At 66.0% G+C, this 16,984-nt stretch carries 15 protein-coding genes and 3 riboswitches; of the genes, 11 read left to right on the forward strand and 4 right to left on the reverse strand.

Annotated elements, in window-relative coordinates:
• The first annotated feature begins 73 nt into the window (after positions 1-73).
• A riboswitch (Fluoride riboswitch) is annotated at positions 74-134 on the forward strand.
• A gap of 359 nt (positions 135-493) precedes the next feature.
• A complete protein-coding gene (locus G6N26_RS26355) occupies positions 494-1,879 on the forward strand; it encodes a PPE family protein (protein ID WP_083015856.1) in 1,386 nt (461 codons plus the stop codon).
• Here G6N26_RS26355 and G6N26_RS17570 read toward each other — a convergent pair.
• A complete protein-coding gene (locus tag G6N26_RS17570; protein WP_083015853.1) occupies positions 1,876-3,093 on the reverse strand; it encodes an MFS transporter in 1,218 nt (405 codons plus the stop codon). The genes G6N26_RS26355 and G6N26_RS17570 overlap by 4 nt on opposite strands.
• Positions 3,090-3,662 carry a histidine phosphatase family protein gene (locus G6N26_RS17575; protein WP_083015849.1) on the reverse strand — a complete coding sequence of 191 codons (573 nt, stop codon included), beginning with the start codon at positions 3,660-3,662 and terminating at the stop codon, positions 3,090-3,092. Before G6N26_RS17575 ends, G6N26_RS17570 begins: the two co-directional genes overlap by 4 nt.
• An 11-nt stretch (positions 3,663-3,673) precedes the next feature.
• Positions 3,674-3,754: riboswitch (Fluoride riboswitch) on the reverse strand.
• A 101-nt stretch (positions 3,755-3,855) separates the two neighbouring features.
• A riboswitch (Fluoride riboswitch) is annotated at positions 3,856-3,929 on the forward strand.
• An 83-nt stretch (positions 3,930-4,012) separates the two neighbouring features.
• Between G6N26_RS17575 and G6N26_RS17580 the strand changes: the two genes are divergently transcribed.
• From G6N26_RS17580 to G6N26_RS17610, 7 genes are all read left to right on the forward strand, one after another.
• Positions 4,013-4,438 (forward strand): NUDIX domain-containing protein, encoded by a 426-nt coding sequence (locus tag G6N26_RS17580; RefSeq protein ID WP_225323264.1) that lies wholly within the window; start codon positions 4,013-4,015, stop codon positions 4,436-4,438.
• The gene (locus G6N26_RS17585) at positions 4,435-5,394 is read left to right on the forward strand and encodes a respiratory chain complex I subunit 1 family protein (protein ID WP_083015846.1); all 960 of its coding nucleotides are present in this window, start codon (positions 4,435-4,437) and stop codon (positions 5,392-5,394) included. The genes G6N26_RS17580 and G6N26_RS17585 overlap by 4 nt, the downstream gene beginning before the upstream one ends.
• Entirely contained in the window at positions 5,394-6,077 is a 684-nt protein-coding gene (locus G6N26_RS17590; RefSeq protein ID WP_179960228.1) for a hydrogenase, read from the forward strand. The genes G6N26_RS17585 and G6N26_RS17590 overlap by 1 nt, the downstream gene beginning before the upstream one ends.
• A gap of 4 nt (positions 6,078-6,081) precedes the next feature.
• The gene (locus G6N26_RS17595; protein WP_083015843.1) at positions 6,082-7,596 is read left to right on the forward strand and encodes a proton-conducting transporter transmembrane domain-containing protein; all 1,515 of its coding nucleotides are present in this window, start codon (positions 6,082-6,084) and stop codon (positions 7,594-7,596) included.
• Between the two features lie 125 nt (positions 7,597-7,721).
• A complete protein-coding gene (locus G6N26_RS17600; RefSeq protein ID WP_232067480.1) occupies positions 7,722-9,095 on the forward strand; it encodes a hydrogenase large subunit in 1,374 nt (457 codons plus the stop codon).
• A gap of 66 nt (positions 9,096-9,161) precedes the next feature.
• The gene (locus G6N26_RS17605) at positions 9,162-9,905 is read left to right on the forward strand and encodes an NADH-quinone oxidoreductase subunit B family protein (protein WP_225323266.1); all 744 of its coding nucleotides are present in this window, start codon (positions 9,162-9,164) and stop codon (positions 9,903-9,905) included.
• Positions 9,902-11,923 (forward strand): proton-conducting transporter transmembrane domain-containing protein, encoded by a 2,022-nt coding sequence (locus G6N26_RS17610; RefSeq protein WP_083015833.1) that lies wholly within the window; start codon positions 9,902-9,904, stop codon positions 11,921-11,923. The genes G6N26_RS17605 and G6N26_RS17610 overlap by 4 nt, the downstream gene beginning before the upstream one ends.
• Positions 11,924-11,952: 29 nt before the next feature.
• Here the strand turns inward: G6N26_RS17610 and eno are convergent, their stop codons facing one another.
• Positions 11,953-13,185 (reverse strand): phosphopyruvate hydratase, encoded by a 1,233-nt coding sequence (gene eno, locus G6N26_RS17615; RefSeq protein ID WP_232067608.1) that lies wholly within the window; start codon positions 13,183-13,185, stop codon positions 11,953-11,955.
• 331 nt (positions 13,186-13,516) lie between these two features.
• On the opposite strand from eno, the gene G6N26_RS17620 reads away from it, so the two are divergent.
• Complete coding sequence (locus G6N26_RS17620; protein WP_067168063.1) at positions 13,517-14,596, forward strand: DUF190 domain-containing protein; 1,080 nt, start codon at positions 13,517-13,519, stop codon at positions 14,594-14,596.
• Between the two features lies 1 nt (position 14,597).
• On the opposite strand, the gene G6N26_RS17625 is transcribed toward G6N26_RS17620, so the two are convergent.
• A complete protein-coding gene (locus G6N26_RS17625) occupies positions 14,598-15,491 on the reverse strand; it encodes a fructose bisphosphate aldolase (protein ID WP_083015830.1) in 894 nt (297 codons plus the stop codon).
• 608 nt (positions 15,492-16,099) lie between these two features.
• On the opposite strand from G6N26_RS17625, the gene G6N26_RS17630 reads away from it, so the two are divergent.
• Entirely contained in the window at positions 16,100-16,477 is a 378-nt protein-coding gene (locus tag G6N26_RS17630; RefSeq protein WP_009953136.1) for an STAS domain-containing protein, read from the forward strand.
• A 60-nt stretch (positions 16,478-16,537) separates the two neighbouring features.
• Positions 16,538-16,981: an ATP-binding protein gene (locus tag G6N26_RS17635; RefSeq protein WP_051197844.1), complete on the forward strand. Its 444-nt coding sequence runs from the start codon at positions 16,538-16,540 to the stop codon at positions 16,979-16,981.
• The last annotated feature ends 3 nt before the right edge of the window (positions 16,982-16,984 follow it).

Raw genomic sequence — 16,984 nt, forward strand, 5'->3', positions numbered from 1 at the left:
CTCACTGCGCCAGGTCCTTCCGATCGCCATTTGGTGACAAACCTTTGCAGGTTCGGTTAAGCCGGGGTTAGCATCAGGGACAGGCGATGAAGCTCGCCTTAACCGCCACATCGGCTGATGGCTTCTACCCGTGACTACGTCGGGTAGAAGGCGGTGGGGCGATTGGCGCATCTTCCCAACCTCTTTGTTTCGCACTGTGGTGCGCGCGCTGACGTCGAGCGACGTCCGGCACCACACGGGCGCTCCCCCGCCCGTGCACCGCCTCACGCATATCGGCTGATTGCGACGCCCGTATCTGATTGGCGTCGCGATGGGCCACCTCGACGCGCATCGGCGAGTCTTCGCGAACGACTTTTCATGAAATGCAGATGCCTTTTGTCACCACGGGGCCGGAACGCAGACAGCCGCAATCGCTTCCATCCCGACAGCGGTTCTTGCGGTACCCGGCGCCGCCAGTCCCACCGCGGCCGATTGAGCAAGGGAGCTCGAAAAAATGGATTTCGGAATGCTTGCACCGGAGATCAACTCCGCCAGCATCTACGCCGGGCCCGGTCCGGGACCCATGTTGGCCGCAGCGGCGGCCTGGGACCAACTCTCTGCCGAGTTACATTACACGGCAACATCTTACGGATCGGTGGTGTCCGGGCTGACCGCCGGGTCATGGCTGGGTGCCTCGTCAGCCGCGATGGCGGCGGCCGCCGCACCCTACGTGGCGTGGATGACCACGACCGCGATCCAGGCTGAGCAAGCCGCCACGCAGGCCAGGGCGGCAGCGGCGGCTTTCGAGGCGGCGTTCGCGATGACGGTGCCGCCGCCGGTGGTAGCGGCCAACCGCAGTCTGCTGATGACATTGATCGCGACGAACATCCTTGGGCAGAACACCGCGGCGATCGCGGCCACCCAAGCCGAATACATGGAGATGTGGGCCCAAGACGCTGCCGCGATGTACGGCTACGCGGGATCCTCGGCAGCCGCATCGACATTCACGCCGTTCACCCCGCCACCGCCGACCACGGACCCCGCGGGCATGGCCGGCCAGGGCGACGCGGTCGGAGAGTCACTCGTGTCCAACGGACCCCAGGTGATGTCTGCGCTCAACCAGGCAGTACACGGGTTGGCAATACCCGCCACAACGGCGGCGCCTTTGCTAACTCTGCCCACTGCGCTGGATCCCACCACCCTGATCACTATCCTCACCCTGATCGCGATTCCGCTGATATCGATCGACATACCGATAGCAACGACCGGTGTCGTCGCGTCGACGACGAGTGCAACGGCATCGTTCACATCGGCAGGAACCACCTACCGCGGCTTCATGATCAACGCCGACCGCGATTATGCGGCAGGCAAAGGGCCATTCACCGGCTACGGGCCGGGTGGTGAAATGGTGCCCCAATGGATTTTCGGCGGCCCGAACGCTTTGACCGAAACACCCAGCGCTGCACCGCTTCCGGTGGCCGCCGGCGTGGGGCGGGGGGCGACGGTCGGCGCGCTGTCGGTACCTCGCGGGTGGACCGCGTCCGCGCCAGCGTTCCGCACCGCCGCCTATGCGCTGCCGCTTACCGCGGTTGAGGCGGCCCCCGAGATGGTTGCAGGTAGTTCCGGCAACCTGTTCAGCGAAATGGCATTGGCCGGCATGGCAGGGCGCGCCGCCGGCACCACGGCCGGCTTTGCGCGCGGAAATGAGCGCATCAGGGCGGATCCCCGCGAAAAACCGAAGCCCGCACAGCGACCACAGGGCGAGCCGGTACCCGAAATCGCCGCCGAGTTACGGGAACTCGCGTCGCGGGCGCAATCGCTCCTTGCCAAACTGCACGACAGCGGTCTGATGAACGAGCAGGAAGTTTCAGAGCAAAAGCGCCGCTTTCTCGGTAGCTAGTGACCAGCGGGGCGACGTAGCATGCCCGAGGCCAGGACAGCCGCGACCATCCAAACTGCCGCGTATCCGAATGCCGCCGTTGGGGAAGCGAGTGTGTACAAAAGCCCGGCAACCACCGTGGCGACGACATCGCCGATGGCCTGTACGACACCCAACACACCAAACCCGCTGCCACGCAGGTGGTCCGGCAGTAGCTGCGCTACCACCGCGGATTCGGTGGGCTCGGCCAACCCGATACCGGCGCCGGCGGCGCCGAAGGCCACCACAAGCGGCCATATGCCGCTCCCCCCGGCGGCGAAAAGGCCGTATCCGATCACGTACACCGCGGCCCCTGCGGCGAAGACGACCCGCGGTCCGGCGCGGTCGTACCATCGGCCGGCGATCAATGAGGCCAGCGTCGCAATCACGTTGTGGCTGGCATAGATCAGGATGGCGAGCGACGTGGCGGCGGCGAGAGATCGCTGTGGTGTGGTGAGTAGCTGCGTGGCGCGAAGGATCAGCAGCGTCGTGGCGACGTTGCCGAATTCAAAGAGCGCTACCGGCGCCAGCGCGCGAAGCATGCCGGCGTCGCGCAAGGCCGCCAGATCGAGCCGTCGGTTCGGCGCGACTTGACTGACGGCCCGACTGCGGCGCCGGCCTTCTCGCGCGGCCACATAGATCGCGATGGCGGCGAACAGACCCGGGATCGCGGCCAATAGCAGAGCCGGGCGCACGCCGACCAAAGCCACGAGGCCGGCCGCCAGGAGCGGACCGGCGACCGCGCCAAGGTTGTCGCCGGCCCGCTCCAGGCCGAACGCCCTACCGTGAGCTGCGGTTGGGGTGATGGATGCCAAAAGGGCGTCGCGAGACGGCGAACGCAACCCACGCGAGACCCAGGCCAGCGCGCGCAAGACTCCCGCTTGCCACACCGTGGCGGCCAGCCCAATGGCGCCCGTGGCAAAAGCGGTGCCGAGATAGCCACCCGATGCGGTGCGCGCCCGCTTGCGGGGATCGTTGGCCAACGGGCCGCCCGCCAACTGCATCACCCCGACCAGGGCGTCGCTCAAGCCGTCGATGACACCCAGGGCTGCCGCGGAGCCGTGCAGTGTGCCGGTCAGGAAACTTGGTAGCAGCGCGGTAGTGATTTCGTGACCGGAGTCGGAGAAGAAGCTCGCCGCACCGACCGCGCCCACGCCCGGAGTCAACCAGCGCTCGTCCTTCCTGATGCCGGTCATTGCGCCTTGCGGTCGTAGAAATCGACCCCCCAACGTCTCCCGCGGCGGCTGATCTGGTTGTAGCACGCCGTGCGTTGCCCAACCCCGTCCAGTTCATGATCAAGCATTCGAAGGAGCGCAGTGTTGAACGCGTCGTGGGACACCATTACCAAGGGGCCGTTGTCGTATTCCCGTACCAACTCGCTAAAGGCGGCCAACGCGCGGACCGCTAGCGCTTGGGCGGGCTCGACGCCAGGCGCGGCGTCCACACTGCCGAACCGTGCTTCAACTTGAACGCGTGGCTCACCGGTCCACGGCCCATAGTCGCGATCATTGAGCCGCTCGTCGATCCTTACCGGGACGCGCGCCGCGACGCCGATTGCTTCCGCCGTGGCAACCGCGCGCTGCAGCGGGCTGCTGATGACGCACGTCGGCCGAAACACCGAAAGCGCTTCGGCGAGCCGGGTGACCTCCCCCTGCCCGACCTCATCGAGCGGTGGGTCAGAGTGGCCGCGTAAGCGGTCGTCGGCATTGAGGGCCGTCCGTCCGTGCCGTGCCAAGTAGACACGGTCGACACCGTTGACGGGCATGGTTCTCCTTCTGTCCGGCAGGAGCCATCAACCCGTGTGGGCGGTTCGGACACGTAACGTCATCCCGGCGGAGATCCATCGCCTTGCGCCCAGCCTACCGACGAAGCGATAAATCCTCGCCACAAGTGGCATAACGGTTGGAGTACCGTCATCGCTTGACCGGCTACCGGACTGTTGATTAACTGACATTGACCGTTTGACTGGCGATGGTGCCCGCCCGGAAGTTGACTTCCGAACCGCCACAAGGCTGATGGCCCCTGCGAACGAAGGAGTCGCAGGTGACCTCTTTGCCTTACTCTGCGCCGGGACGCAGGAGCATAACGACATCCCTCAAGGATCCCCCGGTTGAATTGCGTTGTGCCGTAGCGGTCGTCCGCGGTGATGCCGTCCTGCTGGTGCAGCGCCCTGACCGCGGCGATTGGGTGTTACCCGGCGGCCGTCCACATCCGCAGGAGGGGCTGGCGTCATGCGCGCGGCGGGAAACCCGCGAGGAGACGGGTCTCGACGTCTTCCCCAACAGGTGCGCCCTCGTCCTTGAAGTCAACGACCCTGTTACCCGGCGTCGCGTGGTGGAAGTCGTGTTCATCGCCGAAGAATTCGACACCGCTTCACAGCCGGCCGGTGAGGCGGGCCGTCCGCCGGCGTGGGTCCGATGGGACCAACTCAAGACGCTCACCCTGCACCCGCCCATCGCCGGCTTCCTCCCCGACCTGCGCCGCGGCGGATATGCCCGTTACCTCGGCAACATGTGGCGTCCGGATTGGGACGACCGATGACCAGCCTGCCACTGCCCGTCGTCCAGATCCTGCAAGTGCTGACCGTGGTGGCCGGTGCACCGGTCATCAGTGGATTCATCGCCTGGTTTGAGGCGAGGCTGCAGGGTCGCCGTGGGCCGCGGATTCTGCAGCCGTATTTCGACTTGGCCAAGCTGTTTTCCAAGGAAAGCCTTGCGCCGGTGGGCGCCGGTGTGTTCTTTCTTTTCGCGCCGGTGGTGTCCCTCGCCTGTTATCTGACTGTGCCGATGCTTATTCCGGTACTCACCAGCTATCCACTGCCGCTGGGGTACATGGGCGATATCCTCGGCGGCGGTCTCATCCTGGCGTTTGCGAGCTTCGTCGTCGCGGTCGCCGCGGCCGAGACCGGCGACAGTTACGCACAATTGGCGTCCAGCCGCGCCAAGACGTTCTCCGCCATCACAGAGCCGGTTATGCTGCTCGTTGTTTTCGCCGTCGCGATGATCACGACCACTGATCTCCCCTACGTTCTGGGCGCGGCGGTGCGCAGCGGTCCCGATCAGATCGTGCGCCCCGCGCATCTATTGGCCTCGGCGGCGCTCTTCATGGTCATCCTCTACGAAACCGGACGAATCCCCGTCGAAACCCACACCGGCACTACTGAATTCGGAATGATTGAAGCCGGCCGTTCGTTCGAACACTCCGATCCGCAGTTAGCCTTGCTGCAGTGGGGGTCAGCGGCCAAACAGCTTGTCCTGTATGTAATCGTTCTCAACGTTTTCGTGGCCCCCTGGGGCATGGCCTCCACCACCGGGCCACTTGACGTTGCGTTGGCGATTCCGGCGCTACTGGGCAAGGCGGCGCTACTGGGATGCGCGATCGCGGTATTGGACAACAGCTTCGCCAAATTGCGGCTGTTCAAGATCACCGAATTCGTATCGGCCGCGCTGCTGCTCTCGGTTCTCGCCGTATTCACCCTGTATTTGGGAGGTGGCTGATGAGCCTGCCGGCAGCCAGCCACACGGTGCCCACCGTCTTCGACGGCATCGCCAACACTGTCGCGGTCGTCATGCTGTTACTCGAATTCGGGATGCTGCGCGCGGCCCTGCTGCGCTCGCAGGTACGCCTGTATGCGGGGCAGTCGCTGGCTGTCAGTGTGCTCGCCGCCGTCGTTGCCTACGGCCGCGACGTCCCGGAGTTGTATGCGCTGGCCGCTCTTTCGCTATTGCTCAAGGTGGTGGTCGTGCCCCTGGTCGTCCTCGCGCTGTTGCGCGATGCGCGCGCCGAGATCGCGGGCAGCGGCGCGGTGGGGGTGGCCAATCAGGTGCTGGTGGCGATCGGCGTCACCGCGTTCGGCTTCTTCTCGGTTGGTGTCTTGGGCATCCACTCAGCTGTGCTGCCCACCACCGCGTTGAGCCTCTCGGTCGCCGTCGTGCTGGTCGCGTTCGTGTTGATGATCATGCGCCGAGACGTCGTGAGCCAGGCCATCGGATTCTTCTCGCTGGAAAACGGCGTTTCGTTGGCGAGCCTGGTGGTGGCGGCAGGCATGCCGCTGATTCTCGAGGTGGCGTTCCTGTTCGATCTGCTCGTCGCAGTCGTAGTTTTCGGGGTGTTGATGCGAACCCATCACCGCCGCACCCGCTCACTGTCCACCGACACCCTCGACCAGCTGAGGGGGTAGCGAGATGTCGTTCCCGCTGGTGGTTTTGGTGCTCGTGCCAGCCCTGACCACCTTGGCGTGCGTCGTCGTGCCCCGTCGGGTAGCCGCCACGCTGACTGTTGCCACCGGGATTGCCGCGTTTGCATTCGCAGTGGCGCTGGTCGCCCCGGCGAACGAACACACACTGACAGCACTGCGCTATCTGCGTGCCGATGCGTTGTCGGTCGTTTTCGTGTTGGGCACCGCGTTCTTGTACATGACGACTGCCATCTACGCCGTCGGCTATCAGGCGGCCGAAGCCGCCCGGGTCGCCACCGGCGCAGAAGACCGGCATGTGTTTGCGCGCTACAGTCGGTTCTTTTACGTCGGTCTCAATGCCTTCGCGTGGTCGATGCTGGCCGCGCCACTGGTCAACGGGTTGGCGCTGCTATGGATAGCCGTCGAGATCACGACGGTCGTGTCGGCGCTGCTGGTGGCCCTGGACGACACCGAGGGCGCCACTGAGGCGGCGTGGAAGTACGTGTTGATCGCCTCTTCCGGCCTTGGGATCGCGTTGTTGGCAACAATTTTCATGTACTACTCCGGATCCACCGTCCTCGGCGAATCCTACGACTTGGCGTTCGATCCGCTGGTGCGTGGTGCCGCAAAGATGCCGCACACGCCGGTGGCGCTCGCCTTCGTGCTGGCCGTCGTCGGCTTCGGCACCAAGGTTGGACTGTTCCCGGTGCACACCTGGCTGCCTGACGCGCACGCCGAAGCACCCACCCCCGTTTCGGCGCTCTTGTCAGGATCGCTTCTGGCGGTCTCGTTCTACGCGATCCTGCGGTTCTATCAGATCTCCGTCGTCCCCCTCGGCTCTCGCTTCCCGCAACTCGTGCTGCTGGTATTCGGCGTGGCCTCGCTCCTGCTGGCAGCGTTGTATCTGCTGGAGCAGCGTGACATCAAACGGCTACTCGCTTATTCAAGCGTCGAACACATGGGCATCCTGACAATCGGGGTGAGCTTCGGCGTTCCGCTCGCCTTGACCGGTGTGTTGCTCCACGTCCTGGCTCATGCCGCTGCGAAGGGAAATGCGTTCATGGGTGCTGGAGTGATGGTGCGCAAATACGGCACCAAAGAACTTCACCGCATTCGGGATGCGATGTCGCGGCTGCCATGGTCGGCGCCGATGTTTCTGTTAGCGGTATTGGCATTGGGCGCGATGCCACCGTTCGGCTTGTTCCGCAGTGAATTTCAGATCGTCGCCGGAGGGCTGACCGACCACCGCAATGCCGCCGCGGTTGTGCTGGTCTGCCTCGTCACCGTCGCGTTCACCGGCCTCACCGCCGCCACCACGTGGATGCTGTTCGCACCCTCGCGGGTCGAGGGGCCGGGAGCCGCGGCAGCAGCCGCGATGGAGCGGGGGGAGCCCAGCACCTGGATGGTGGTCCCGGTGCTGATGGGCCTGGGGGCATTGCTGCTGCTCGGGCTGTCCCCGCCGGGCGATCTGATCCAACTACTCACCCACGCGGCGAATGATTTGGCGGGAGTGGGCCGATGACCACCGCGGCTACGAGAGAACTCCTACTGCCGCTTCCCCAATGGCGCGCAGAAGTACTGGACCGCCTTCGCGGTGGTGCGCGCTTCGGGGGGATGTATTGCACCCACCAAGACGAGGATGCACAGATGCGGGCTCTGCTGGTCACCCGTATGGGCGTGGAGTGCATATCAGCCGAACTAGCGCCCGAACCGGACGGCGAGTTGACCTATCCGTCCTTGACACCCGATGTGCCCGCGGCGTTTTGGTACGAACGCGCCCTGCGCGACTTGTCCGGGGTGATGCCGCTAGGTCACCCCCGGTTGGATCCCCTCCTGCTGCCCTGGGAGCCCGGCCAACAGCGTCCCCGGCCCGGGCGCCGCGAACCCGCGGGCGAGGTACCGGCCAGCGACCGGCAAGGCCCGGTCGATGTGAGTGGGCACGGTGTGTTTACGCTGCCGCTGGGACCGGTTCGCTCAGGCGTGTACGAGTCGATCGAGTTCCTCATCGAAACGCCGGGAGAAGACGTCCCGCACTTCAATATTCGTCCCCACTACAAGCACCGTGGCATCGCCAAACGCTTCGAAGGCCTCGGCGTCGACGACGCCGTTCTCATCGCCGAACGCGTCGAAGGCATCTCCAGTGTCGCCCATGCCCTCGCGTTCGCTCATGCGGTGGAGAGCTTGTCCGATGTTGAGCTCCCGCCACGCGCCGGGCTCCTTCGCGTCATCCACGCGGAACTCGAGCGCATCGCCAACCATCTCGACGTGGTCGTGCGCCTGTGCGACGCCGCCGGACTCGCCGTGGGCAATGCCCGCTTTGGCTGGCACAAAGAGGCGGTCATGCGGCTGGTATCGCAGTTGTGCGGCAACAGGTTTGGCCGCTCTGTGGTGCGCATCGGCGGCGTTGCCGCGCCACCGCGCATGAGTCCGGCCGCCCTACACGCCACCATTGACCTCGCGGCACAACGAATCCGCGCGGATCGGCGTGCGTTGATGGAAAGCCCGTCCTTCCTGGACCGCATCCGCGGCACCGGTCGGCTGGACGCGAAGCTGGCGGCCTCTCATGGAGCGTTGGGACCGGTCGGTCGCGGCTCGGGATTCGACGACGACGCCCGCCTCCATCGCTCATATGACGGATACTCGGAATTACCCGGGTTCGAGCCCGCCATGAGTGCCGACTGCGACGCGATGGCGCGACTGCGGGTGCGGTGGGCCGAGATTGACACCGCGGTCGCTCTGGTCCAACACGCCTGCCAGCGCCTCGGCGACACGGCGGATCACGATCTTGCGGTTCCGGTCGAACCACGTGATGGGTTCGCTACCGGCTGGGCGGAGTCGCCACAGGGCGAGGTCCTCTACGGCCTGGAGGTACGCGAGGGCCGCGTCGGGCGCTGTTTTGCCCGCAGCGCCTCACTGCACAACATGGTGCTCTTCCATGACGTGTTCCACGGCGACGTCTTCACCGATTTCCCGTTCATCGAGGCCAGCTTCGGCTTGTGTTACGCCGGGGTGGCGATGTAGATGGTGGTGTTTTTCCGCGGCTTGCGCGACGGTCTTCTCAGTACGAGATGGCCGAAGCACCATGACATGTATTTCGATCAGTTTCCGGCCGCGGTCGAGGTAGTACCGCGCCGCGACCCTCGTGCGGGTGACCGCCGCATACTGCGTCGGGCCGCGGAAGCCGCCGCCCAGTGCCCCACCGCGGCGATCGCGGTCGCCGAGATGCCCGAGCTGGACCGGGGCAAATGCATCCTGTGCGGGCGCTGCGTCGCCGCAGCCCCGGAGTGGTTCGACTGGGAGCAGGGCGCGGCCACGGCGAGGTTGCGGCGTGACGCGCTCGTGGTCTCCCCCGTAGCCGAAACCGGCGAGGCACTGGATGTCGTGCGATCCGAACTGGCCAAACGCGTGCGGCGGTTGCGCCGCTCCGTGCACCTCCGCCACGTTGATGCCGGTTCGGACGGCAGCGACGAATGGGAAGTCAATGCCCTCACCAATCCCGTGTATGACGTGCATCGGCTGGGCATCTTCTTCACCGCGAGCCCCCGCCACGCTGACATCCTGCTGGTCACCGGGATTGGCACGACCGGCATGACCGAACCGCTGCGCCGGACTTTCGAGGGCATGCCCCGGCCCACTGTGGTGATCGCGGTCGGTACCGACGCGATCGGTGGTGGCATCATCGGCGGCGGCTACACCGGCGGCACCGGGATCGGCGGACTGGCGCCGGTCGACGTGTGGGTCCCCGGATCGCCCGCCTCGCCGTTCAGCCTGCTACACGGCATCCTGCTCGCACTCGGCCGGCTGCCCGCCGCCTCGAGGAGTGCGTCATGATCGGCGTCGGGTTGGCGCTTGCGGGTCTGGCCGTGGTTGCCGGATGGCCCACGTCTCAGCGACGCGGGCCCCAGTTGGTCGCGGCGACTGCGGTGGTGGCGTCGGCCGCAACGTTTGTCGTGGCCGGTGGGCGTGGCCTAGCCGGGCACGAAGACCGTTTGCCGCTGGGCGGCTTAGGCGGGCTCGGCCCTGCGGCTCTGCACGTCGACCCGCTCGCGGGGCTGTTTCTGGTGATCGCGGGAGGGGTGGCAGTCCCGGCATTGTGCGCGGCAGCCGCGTTTGCCGGTGCCCGCCATGGCCGACTTACCGCCGCGCTGGCGTTGACGATGGCGGCGGTCGCGGTCGTCGTCACCGCAGACAACCTGTTCGTCTTGTTGTTCGGGTGGGAAGCGCTCACTGTCGCGTTCTATCTTCTCATCGGTTTCGACCGGGACCGGCCAGGCCGGGCACGCGCATCGTTGGTCATGGTTGTGTTCGGCAAGGCCAGCGGCACCGCCCTGCTCCTCGGCGGTCTGCTGCTGGCCGCGCACACCCACACCTTTGCCCTTGACGCCAAAGCCGTTGACGCACACGGCGCACTGGGGCAGGCCGCGTATGCGTTACTGCTGGCCGGGTTCGCGATCAAGGTCGGGCTGTTGCCCGGACACGTATGGCTGCCGCGCGGCTACGCCGCCGCCCCTGGACCCGCCCGCGCGGTGATGGCCGGCGCCGCGGTCAACGTTGGCTTCTACGGCATGTGGCGCACCCTGCAACTTCTTGGAGCGCCACCGCCGTGGGTGGTGTGCGCGGTGCTGATACTCGCCGGGATGAGTGCGATCTTCGGCATCGCCCAAGCAGCGGTCCACCCCGACCTCGTGGTCCTGATCGGCTGGTCGAGTGTGGAGAACGCCGGACTGATTCTCGCCGGTTTCGGGACCGCCCTCGTCGGCGCCGCCGCCAATGAGCCGCTCCTGACCGCAGCCGGTCTCGTGGCGGCCACCACCCAGGTCATCACCCACGCCATGGGTAAATCACTCCTATTCACCTCGACAGCGGTGATCGAGGGTGCGACGGGCACCACCGACTTGGACCGCCTCGGCGGCATTGTGCGCCGATTGCCCTGGGCCGGAACAGGACTGGTTATCGGTTCGCTCACGCTGGCAGGTTTACCGCTGACGGCGGGGTTCGCCTCGGAATGGCTGATCTTGGAATCGCTGATGCAGCAATTCCGGGTCCCCGGCCTGGCCATGCAGTTGTGCACCGCCGTCGCCGGCGTGTTGGTCGCGCTCACCGTCGGGGTGGCGGGGGTGACATTCGTCCGCGTGGTCGCGCTGACTGCGTTCGGACCACCACGAATCGACGAACCGTCTTTCGACCCGGCCGGTGCTCGGGTGGACCGTCACACCTGGCTGCGGATCGGCATCGCTCTGCTTATCACCGGATGCCTCGGCGTGGCCGCCCTTGCGCCGCTAGAGATCCGCGTCATCGCTCGCGGGCTGGCCCCGATCGTCGGTGACCGGGCACGCGGTGCCAATGCCAAACCCTGGGTGCTGCAACCGGTTTTCGGCGAGTTCTCGGCGCTATCGCCCAGCTGGCTGTGGATCGTGCTGCCAGCGATGGCCGTCCTCGTCGCGATGGTCGCCAGCGCACTGGCGGGCCGTCGTCTGAATCGCGTGCGGCGGGTGGCACCGTGGTCGTCGGCATCGCCGGGTGTGCACCGTGGCGTCGGATATACCTCTTTCGCCTACGCCAATCCGATGCGCAACGTGCTCGGCAACGTGTTGATGACCCGAACCGAGTTACGCGGTGCCCCAGTCGAACCGTCCACGCAAACCGTCGGGCAGCCCGTCCTGACCTACCGGGTCGAGGTGGTCGAGATTGTCGACCGCTACCTGTACCGGCCGGCGATCGCGGCCCTGCTCGCGGTTGCGCGCGCGGCCAGGCGCCTGCAATCGGGCCGCCTCGATGCCTACATGGCGTATATGCTTTTCGCCGTCCTCGCCGTACTCGCCGTAGTCATCGCGGCATCCCGATCATGAGCGCGCACACCGAGCGCACACCGTTTCGCTTAGCCCCGCGGCAGACCGAACCCACAATCGGGGTAGTCGGCAGCAACCTCTGCCAACCGGTTGTATTTCGCGACCCGCTCTCCGCGCGCGGGGGCGCCGGATTTGATTTGCCCGCAACCGGATCCGATCGCCAGATCGGCGATGAAGGTGTCACAGGTTTCGCCCGAGCGGTGCGAAATCATTGCGCCATAACCAGCGGCTCGGCACACCCGCAAGGCCTCCATCGTCTCGCTGACCGTGCCAACCTGATTGACCTTGATCAATGCCGCGTTGGCGATTCCGGCCTGGACCGCAGCGCGGATCAGCTGTGGATTGGTGACAAAGTTGTCGTCGCCAACCAATTGGACGCGCTCGCCGAGGCGTTCGGTCAGCCCGCGCCAACCAACAGCGTCCGACTCCCCCATTCCGTCTTCGATACTCCAGATCGGAAAGTCCGCCACCATCTGCGCGTACCGCTGGATCAGCTCGTCGCTCGAAAGCGATTGCCCGCCAATCACGTAGCAGCCATCACGGTAGAACTCGCTGGCCGCGGGGTCCAGGGCGATGGCCACCCCGGAACGCCCGGGTGTGTAGCCGGCCGCGACGATCGCCTCGACGAGCAGTGCCAGTACCGCCTCTGGAGAAGCGATGTCGGGAGCGAAGCCGCCCTCGTCACCCAGACCGGTGCCCAACCCGAGTTCTTGCAGCGCGGCGCGCAACCGCGTATAGACTTCCGCACCCGCGCGGATCGCTTCGGGCAACGAGGGGGCGCCCAGTGGAGCGATCATGAACTCCTGGAATTCCAACGCATTTGGCGCGTGTGCACCGCCGTTTACCACGTTGAAGTGCGGCAACGGCAGTCGCGGCCGCACGCCGTCCGGTGTCAACCAATGCCACAAGGGCTGCTGCGATTCGACTGCGAATGCCCGCGCCGCCGCCATCGAGACACCAACGATCGCGTTGGCTCCCAGCCGCGACTTGTCCGGTGTGCCGTCGAGCCGAATCAACTCCGCGTCGACCTGCTCGAGCGTGCCGAACGCACGGCCTATCAGTGCGTCGGCGATCGGGCCTTTGACATTCGACGTCGCTCGGCTGACACCTCGGCCCCCGTATCGCCCCGCGTCGCCGTCACGCAGTTCGGTCGCTTCGCGGCTACCGGTGGATGCCCCCGATGGCACACCGGCGCGCACCTCGCGACCATCGGAGAGCGCCATTCGCACCGATACGGTGGGGCGGCCCCGGGAGTCCAGCACCTCCAAGGCGGAAACAGACGAAAAGGTCACAGGCATAACGGATCTCCTAAACCCAGTCAGCCAGGGACCGTTGGCGCAGCCACAGACGCTTCTGCAGCCGCCGCGATTATGGCGAGCCCCACCGCCGTCGGAAACGAACACTACCAGCGTCCGCCTGGGGCATCGGTCTTCGCGGCGGGGGCAACGGGAGAACGTCCCCGGCGCGGCGATGGGAATCACCGATCTCGATCGGACATCCGCTCGGAGCGTAGTATTTCGGCAAGCGACGGGCCCTGGTGGTTTCCCTTCGGCGGCATGAAAGCCCTTGTACACCAATGTTCGAGGAGCGGCGATGGACGAAGACTGTCTGAAGCTCACGACGTATTTGGCCGAGCGCCGACGGACCGACGACGGCTTTGTTTCCGACGTGCTGCTCGGCCTGTATGAGCGGCACCGCATCGCCTGTAGCGTGGTGCTGCGCGGGATCAGCGGCTTCGGCACCATGCGCCGTTTTCGGACCGATCAATCGTTGACATTGTCCGAGGATCCGCCCGTGGCGATCATCGCGACCGACACCAGAACCAAGATCGAGCCGCTGCTTGATCCGGTGCTGTCGATCAAACAGCGCGGCCTGGCGACATTGGAGCGCGCACGACTGTTACGTGAGGACATCGCTCCCGCAGAGCTCCCGGACGATCTGCGTGAATCGGTCAAGTTGACGATTTTCGTAGGACGCAAGGAACGCGTCTACGGAATGCCGGCCTACATCGCCATCTGCGATTTGATGTATCGACGCCGAATCGCCGGCGCATCCGTACTTTTGGGCGTTGACGGCGTCGCTCACGGACAGCGTCAACGTGCTCACTTCCTCAGTCGCAACGCCGACGTTCCGATGATGATCGTCGCCGTCGGCTCCGGCGAACACATCGGCCGCGTACTACCGGAGCTGGGTGGGCTGCTCCACCGGCCCATGTTCACCCTGGAGCGAGTCCGCGTCTGCAAGCGCGACGGACAGTTACTGGAACGACCGCATGCCCTGCCGGGGACGGACGAACATGGCTTGCCACTGTGGCAGAAGCTGACGATCTACACGTCCGAGTCGGCCCATCATGGTGGCGTGCCGATTCACCGCGCAATCGTCCAGCGGCTACGGCAGGGCATGACCGCGGACGGCGCGACCGTGCTGCGCGGCGTGTGGGGTTTTCACGGTGACCACCCGCCCCACGGTGACAAATTCCTCTCGCTGGCTCGCCGGGTGCCCGTGGTCACCATCGTGATCGACACCCCGGCCAACATCGCCGAATCCTTCGCTGTCATCGACGAATTGACGAGCGAGGAGGGGCTGGTCACCAGTGAGATGGTGCCCGCGCTGGTCTCCGACGAGGGCGACGGCGGGCAGGGCCCGCCGCGCATGGCCCAGCACCGCTACTGATTCAGCCGGCGACCGACGCGTCGTAGATCGACTGGATCGCCTTGTCCAGCGTGGTGTTGAACTGTTCGTCGGTCTGGTCGACCGAAAGCCCCTCGGTGAGCGCGCGGCTGAAGCTGGCGATCAGGCCGGTGTTCTTGGCCAGCAGCTCGTTGGCCTCCTCGCGCGAGTAGCCACCGGAAAGCGCGACCACCCGCATCACCTTCGGGTGCTCGATCAGCGGACGGTAGTAGTTGGCCTCGGTGGGCAGGCTCAGCTTGAGCATCACGCGCTGCCCGTCGGGAACGCTGTCGAGCTGCTTGGTGATCTCGTCGCGCAGGATGCGCTCCGCCTCGGCCTTGTCCGAGATCGAGATGGTGACCTCGGGCTCGATGATCGGGACCAGCCCGTGCGAGAGCACCTGATGGGCGACCTCGAACTGCTGGGCGACCACGGCGGCGATGCCCTCGGCGTTGGCGCCGCCGATCACCGACCGCTCCTTGGTGCCGAACACGCCCTTGCCCACGGCCCGCTCCAGCAGGTCGTCGAGGCCCGGCATGGGCTTCATCAGCTGGACGTCGTTGGACGCGTCCGCCAGCCCTTTGTCGATCTTGAGGATCGGCACCACACCCTTGGTCTCCCAGAGGTAGGTGGTCGAGGGCTTGCCCTCGATTTCCCGGTCCATGGTCTGTTCGAACAGGATCGCCGCCAGCACCCGGTCGCCGGTGAACGACGGGGCGGTGATGATCCGCGAACGCATCTCGTGGATGAGGTCGAACATCTCCTTGTCGGAGGAGTACGCGCTGTCCTCGATGCCGTACAGGCGCAGCGCCTTCGGCGTCGAGCCGCCGCTTTGGTCGAGCGCCGCGATGAATCCCTTGCCCGACGTCATCCGGTCCGCTTGCTGCTGGTTCGACATTGAACTCTTCACTCCCTCGTAATGGGCGCACCAGCCGGGGAGGCCGCGCGCTCAAGCCTGAATCGTGCCGATCATATTCGGCCAGCCCCAACCGGACGAGACAGGCCGTCGGTCCGGTCCGACCCCGGGCCTGGGCCGGCTGCGCCGATACCGGCGGCCGTCCAGCCGGCCCGCCAGAAAACGAACACCTGGGATCGGTGCCCGCGCAGTCGTCGCATCGCCTGGCACCCACCGGCGCGATCACCGGGCGCCACGGGCCGCCGCCCCGCCGAATTGCGCAGGTCGCGCCGCGCGGACCGCGGACGAAACGGGCGGGGGCACGCCAGGCCCTGCCGACAGCATCCGCAGTTTGTCCCGTCGCCCCGCGCCGAGCAGGCACCTCATCTCGGCGCGGCAAATCGTTCAGCATTTGAAGGCGCGATTGGTGCGTGTCCTACCATTGACCAAACACTTGTAGCTGTATCTGCACTTAGCAGGGCAGATCGACGGGGCGCACCCTCGGTAGGCAAGCGTGTTCCCGAGGGGTTGAATCAGCAGCCCCCGGATATGGCAGTGGCTGTACGAGAGCTAGCAGTGTCCCGCACGGGACCGAATGTGAGTGATGGACCATGGGCGAACAATCCGGCGATGTCGTCGATCCAACCGCTTTTGAAGTGGGCAAACACCAGGTAGATCAGGCGGTCGTGCTTACCGTCTCGGGTGAGGTGGACATGCTCAGCTCCCCGCAGCTGGCCGACGCCATCCAGACTGCGCTGGCCACCAAACCCGCGGCACTGATCGTCGATCTGTCGAAGGTCGGCTTCTTGGCATCGGCCGGCATGACCGTGCTGGTGACCGCGCAGGCCGAGGTCGAGCCGCCGACGAAGTTCGCGGTCGTCGCCAACGGCTCGGCCACGAGCAGGCCCATCAAGCTGATGGGGATTGACAGCGTGCTCGCGCTGTACAGCAGCCTGGACGGCGCGTTGAGCGGCATCGCTGGGGAATGAGCCCCGGCACGAGTGAGGACACACCTGGGGACGATGGGTCGCTCGGATCAGCCTCATAACCTGTCGCGCGTCGATGACCGCACCCTTTTCGTGCGCTCGCGCGTGGCGGCTGACGCGCGCAGCGCCGCCCGCATCCGCGCCGAATTCGGAGCGTGGCTGAACGGCCATTTCTCCCTGTGCGCCGACCGCTCCAGCGATCTGCTCCTGGCGGTCTACGAAGCGATCGCCAATGCCGCGGAGTTCGCGTATGTCGACGCGGCGCAGCGCGGGACCGTGGATGTGCGAGCTTCCTACGACGGCGACGCCGACGCCCTCGCCGTGACCGTCGGCGATCGGGGTCGTTGGCGGCAGAAGGTCCCGGCGCAACACCACCAGCAGATGCGCGGCCGCGGCATCCCGTTGATGGAGGCCCTCGCCGACGAAGTGGCCATCGACCGGACTCCGCAGGGCACCCGCGTCACCCTGGTATGGACCGGCCTGACGCGGTCCGCCTGCAACGCCTGAACG

This window comes from Mycobacterium marseillense (assembly GCF_010731675.1).
GTDB classification, from domain to species: Bacteria; Actinomycetota; Actinomycetes; order Mycobacteriales; family Mycobacteriaceae; genus Mycobacterium; species Mycobacterium marseillense.

Bases quoted from the DNA above. Each gene is read 5' to 3' on its own strand.
- G6N26_RS26355 (WP_083015856.1), top strand. From the start codon at position 494: ATGGATTTCGGAATGCTTGCACCGGAGATCAACTCCGCCAGCATCTAC.
- G6N26_RS17570 (WP_083015853.1), bottom strand. From the start codon at position 3,093: ATGACCGGCATCAGGAAGGACGAGCGCTGGTTGACTCCGGGCGTGGGC.
- G6N26_RS17575 (WP_083015849.1), bottom strand. From the start codon at position 3,662: ATGCCCGTCAACGGTGTCGACCGTGTCTACTTGGCACGGCACGGACGG.
- G6N26_RS17585 (WP_083015846.1), top strand. From the start codon at position 4,435: ATGACCAGCCTGCCACTGCCCGTCGTCCAGATCCTGCAAGTGCTGACC.
- G6N26_RS17590 (WP_179960228.1), top strand. From the start codon at position 5,394: ATGAGCCTGCCGGCAGCCAGCCACACGGTGCCCACCGTCTTCGACGGC.
- G6N26_RS17595 (WP_083015843.1), top strand. From the start codon at position 6,082: ATGTCGTTCCCGCTGGTGGTTTTGGTGCTCGTGCCAGCCCTGACCACC.
- G6N26_RS17600 (WP_232067480.1), top strand. From the start codon at position 7,722: ATGCGGGCTCTGCTGGTCACCCGTATGGGCGTGGAGTGCATATCAGCC.
- G6N26_RS17605 (WP_225323266.1), top strand. From the start codon at position 9,162: ATGTATTTCGATCAGTTTCCGGCCGCGGTCGAGGTAGTACCGCGCCGC.
- G6N26_RS17610 (WP_083015833.1), top strand. From the start codon at position 9,902: ATGATCGGCGTCGGGTTGGCGCTTGCGGGTCTGGCCGTGGTTGCCGGA.
- G6N26_RS17620 (WP_067168063.1), top strand. From the start codon at position 13,517: ATGGACGAAGACTGTCTGAAGCTCACGACGTATTTGGCCGAGCGCCGA.
- G6N26_RS17625 (WP_083015830.1), bottom strand. From the start codon at position 15,491: ATGTCGAACCAGCAGCAAGCGGACCGGATGACGTCGGGCAAGGGATTC.
- G6N26_RS17630 (WP_009953136.1), top strand. From the start codon at position 16,100: ATGGGCGAACAATCCGGCGATGTCGTCGATCCAACCGCTTTTGAAGTG.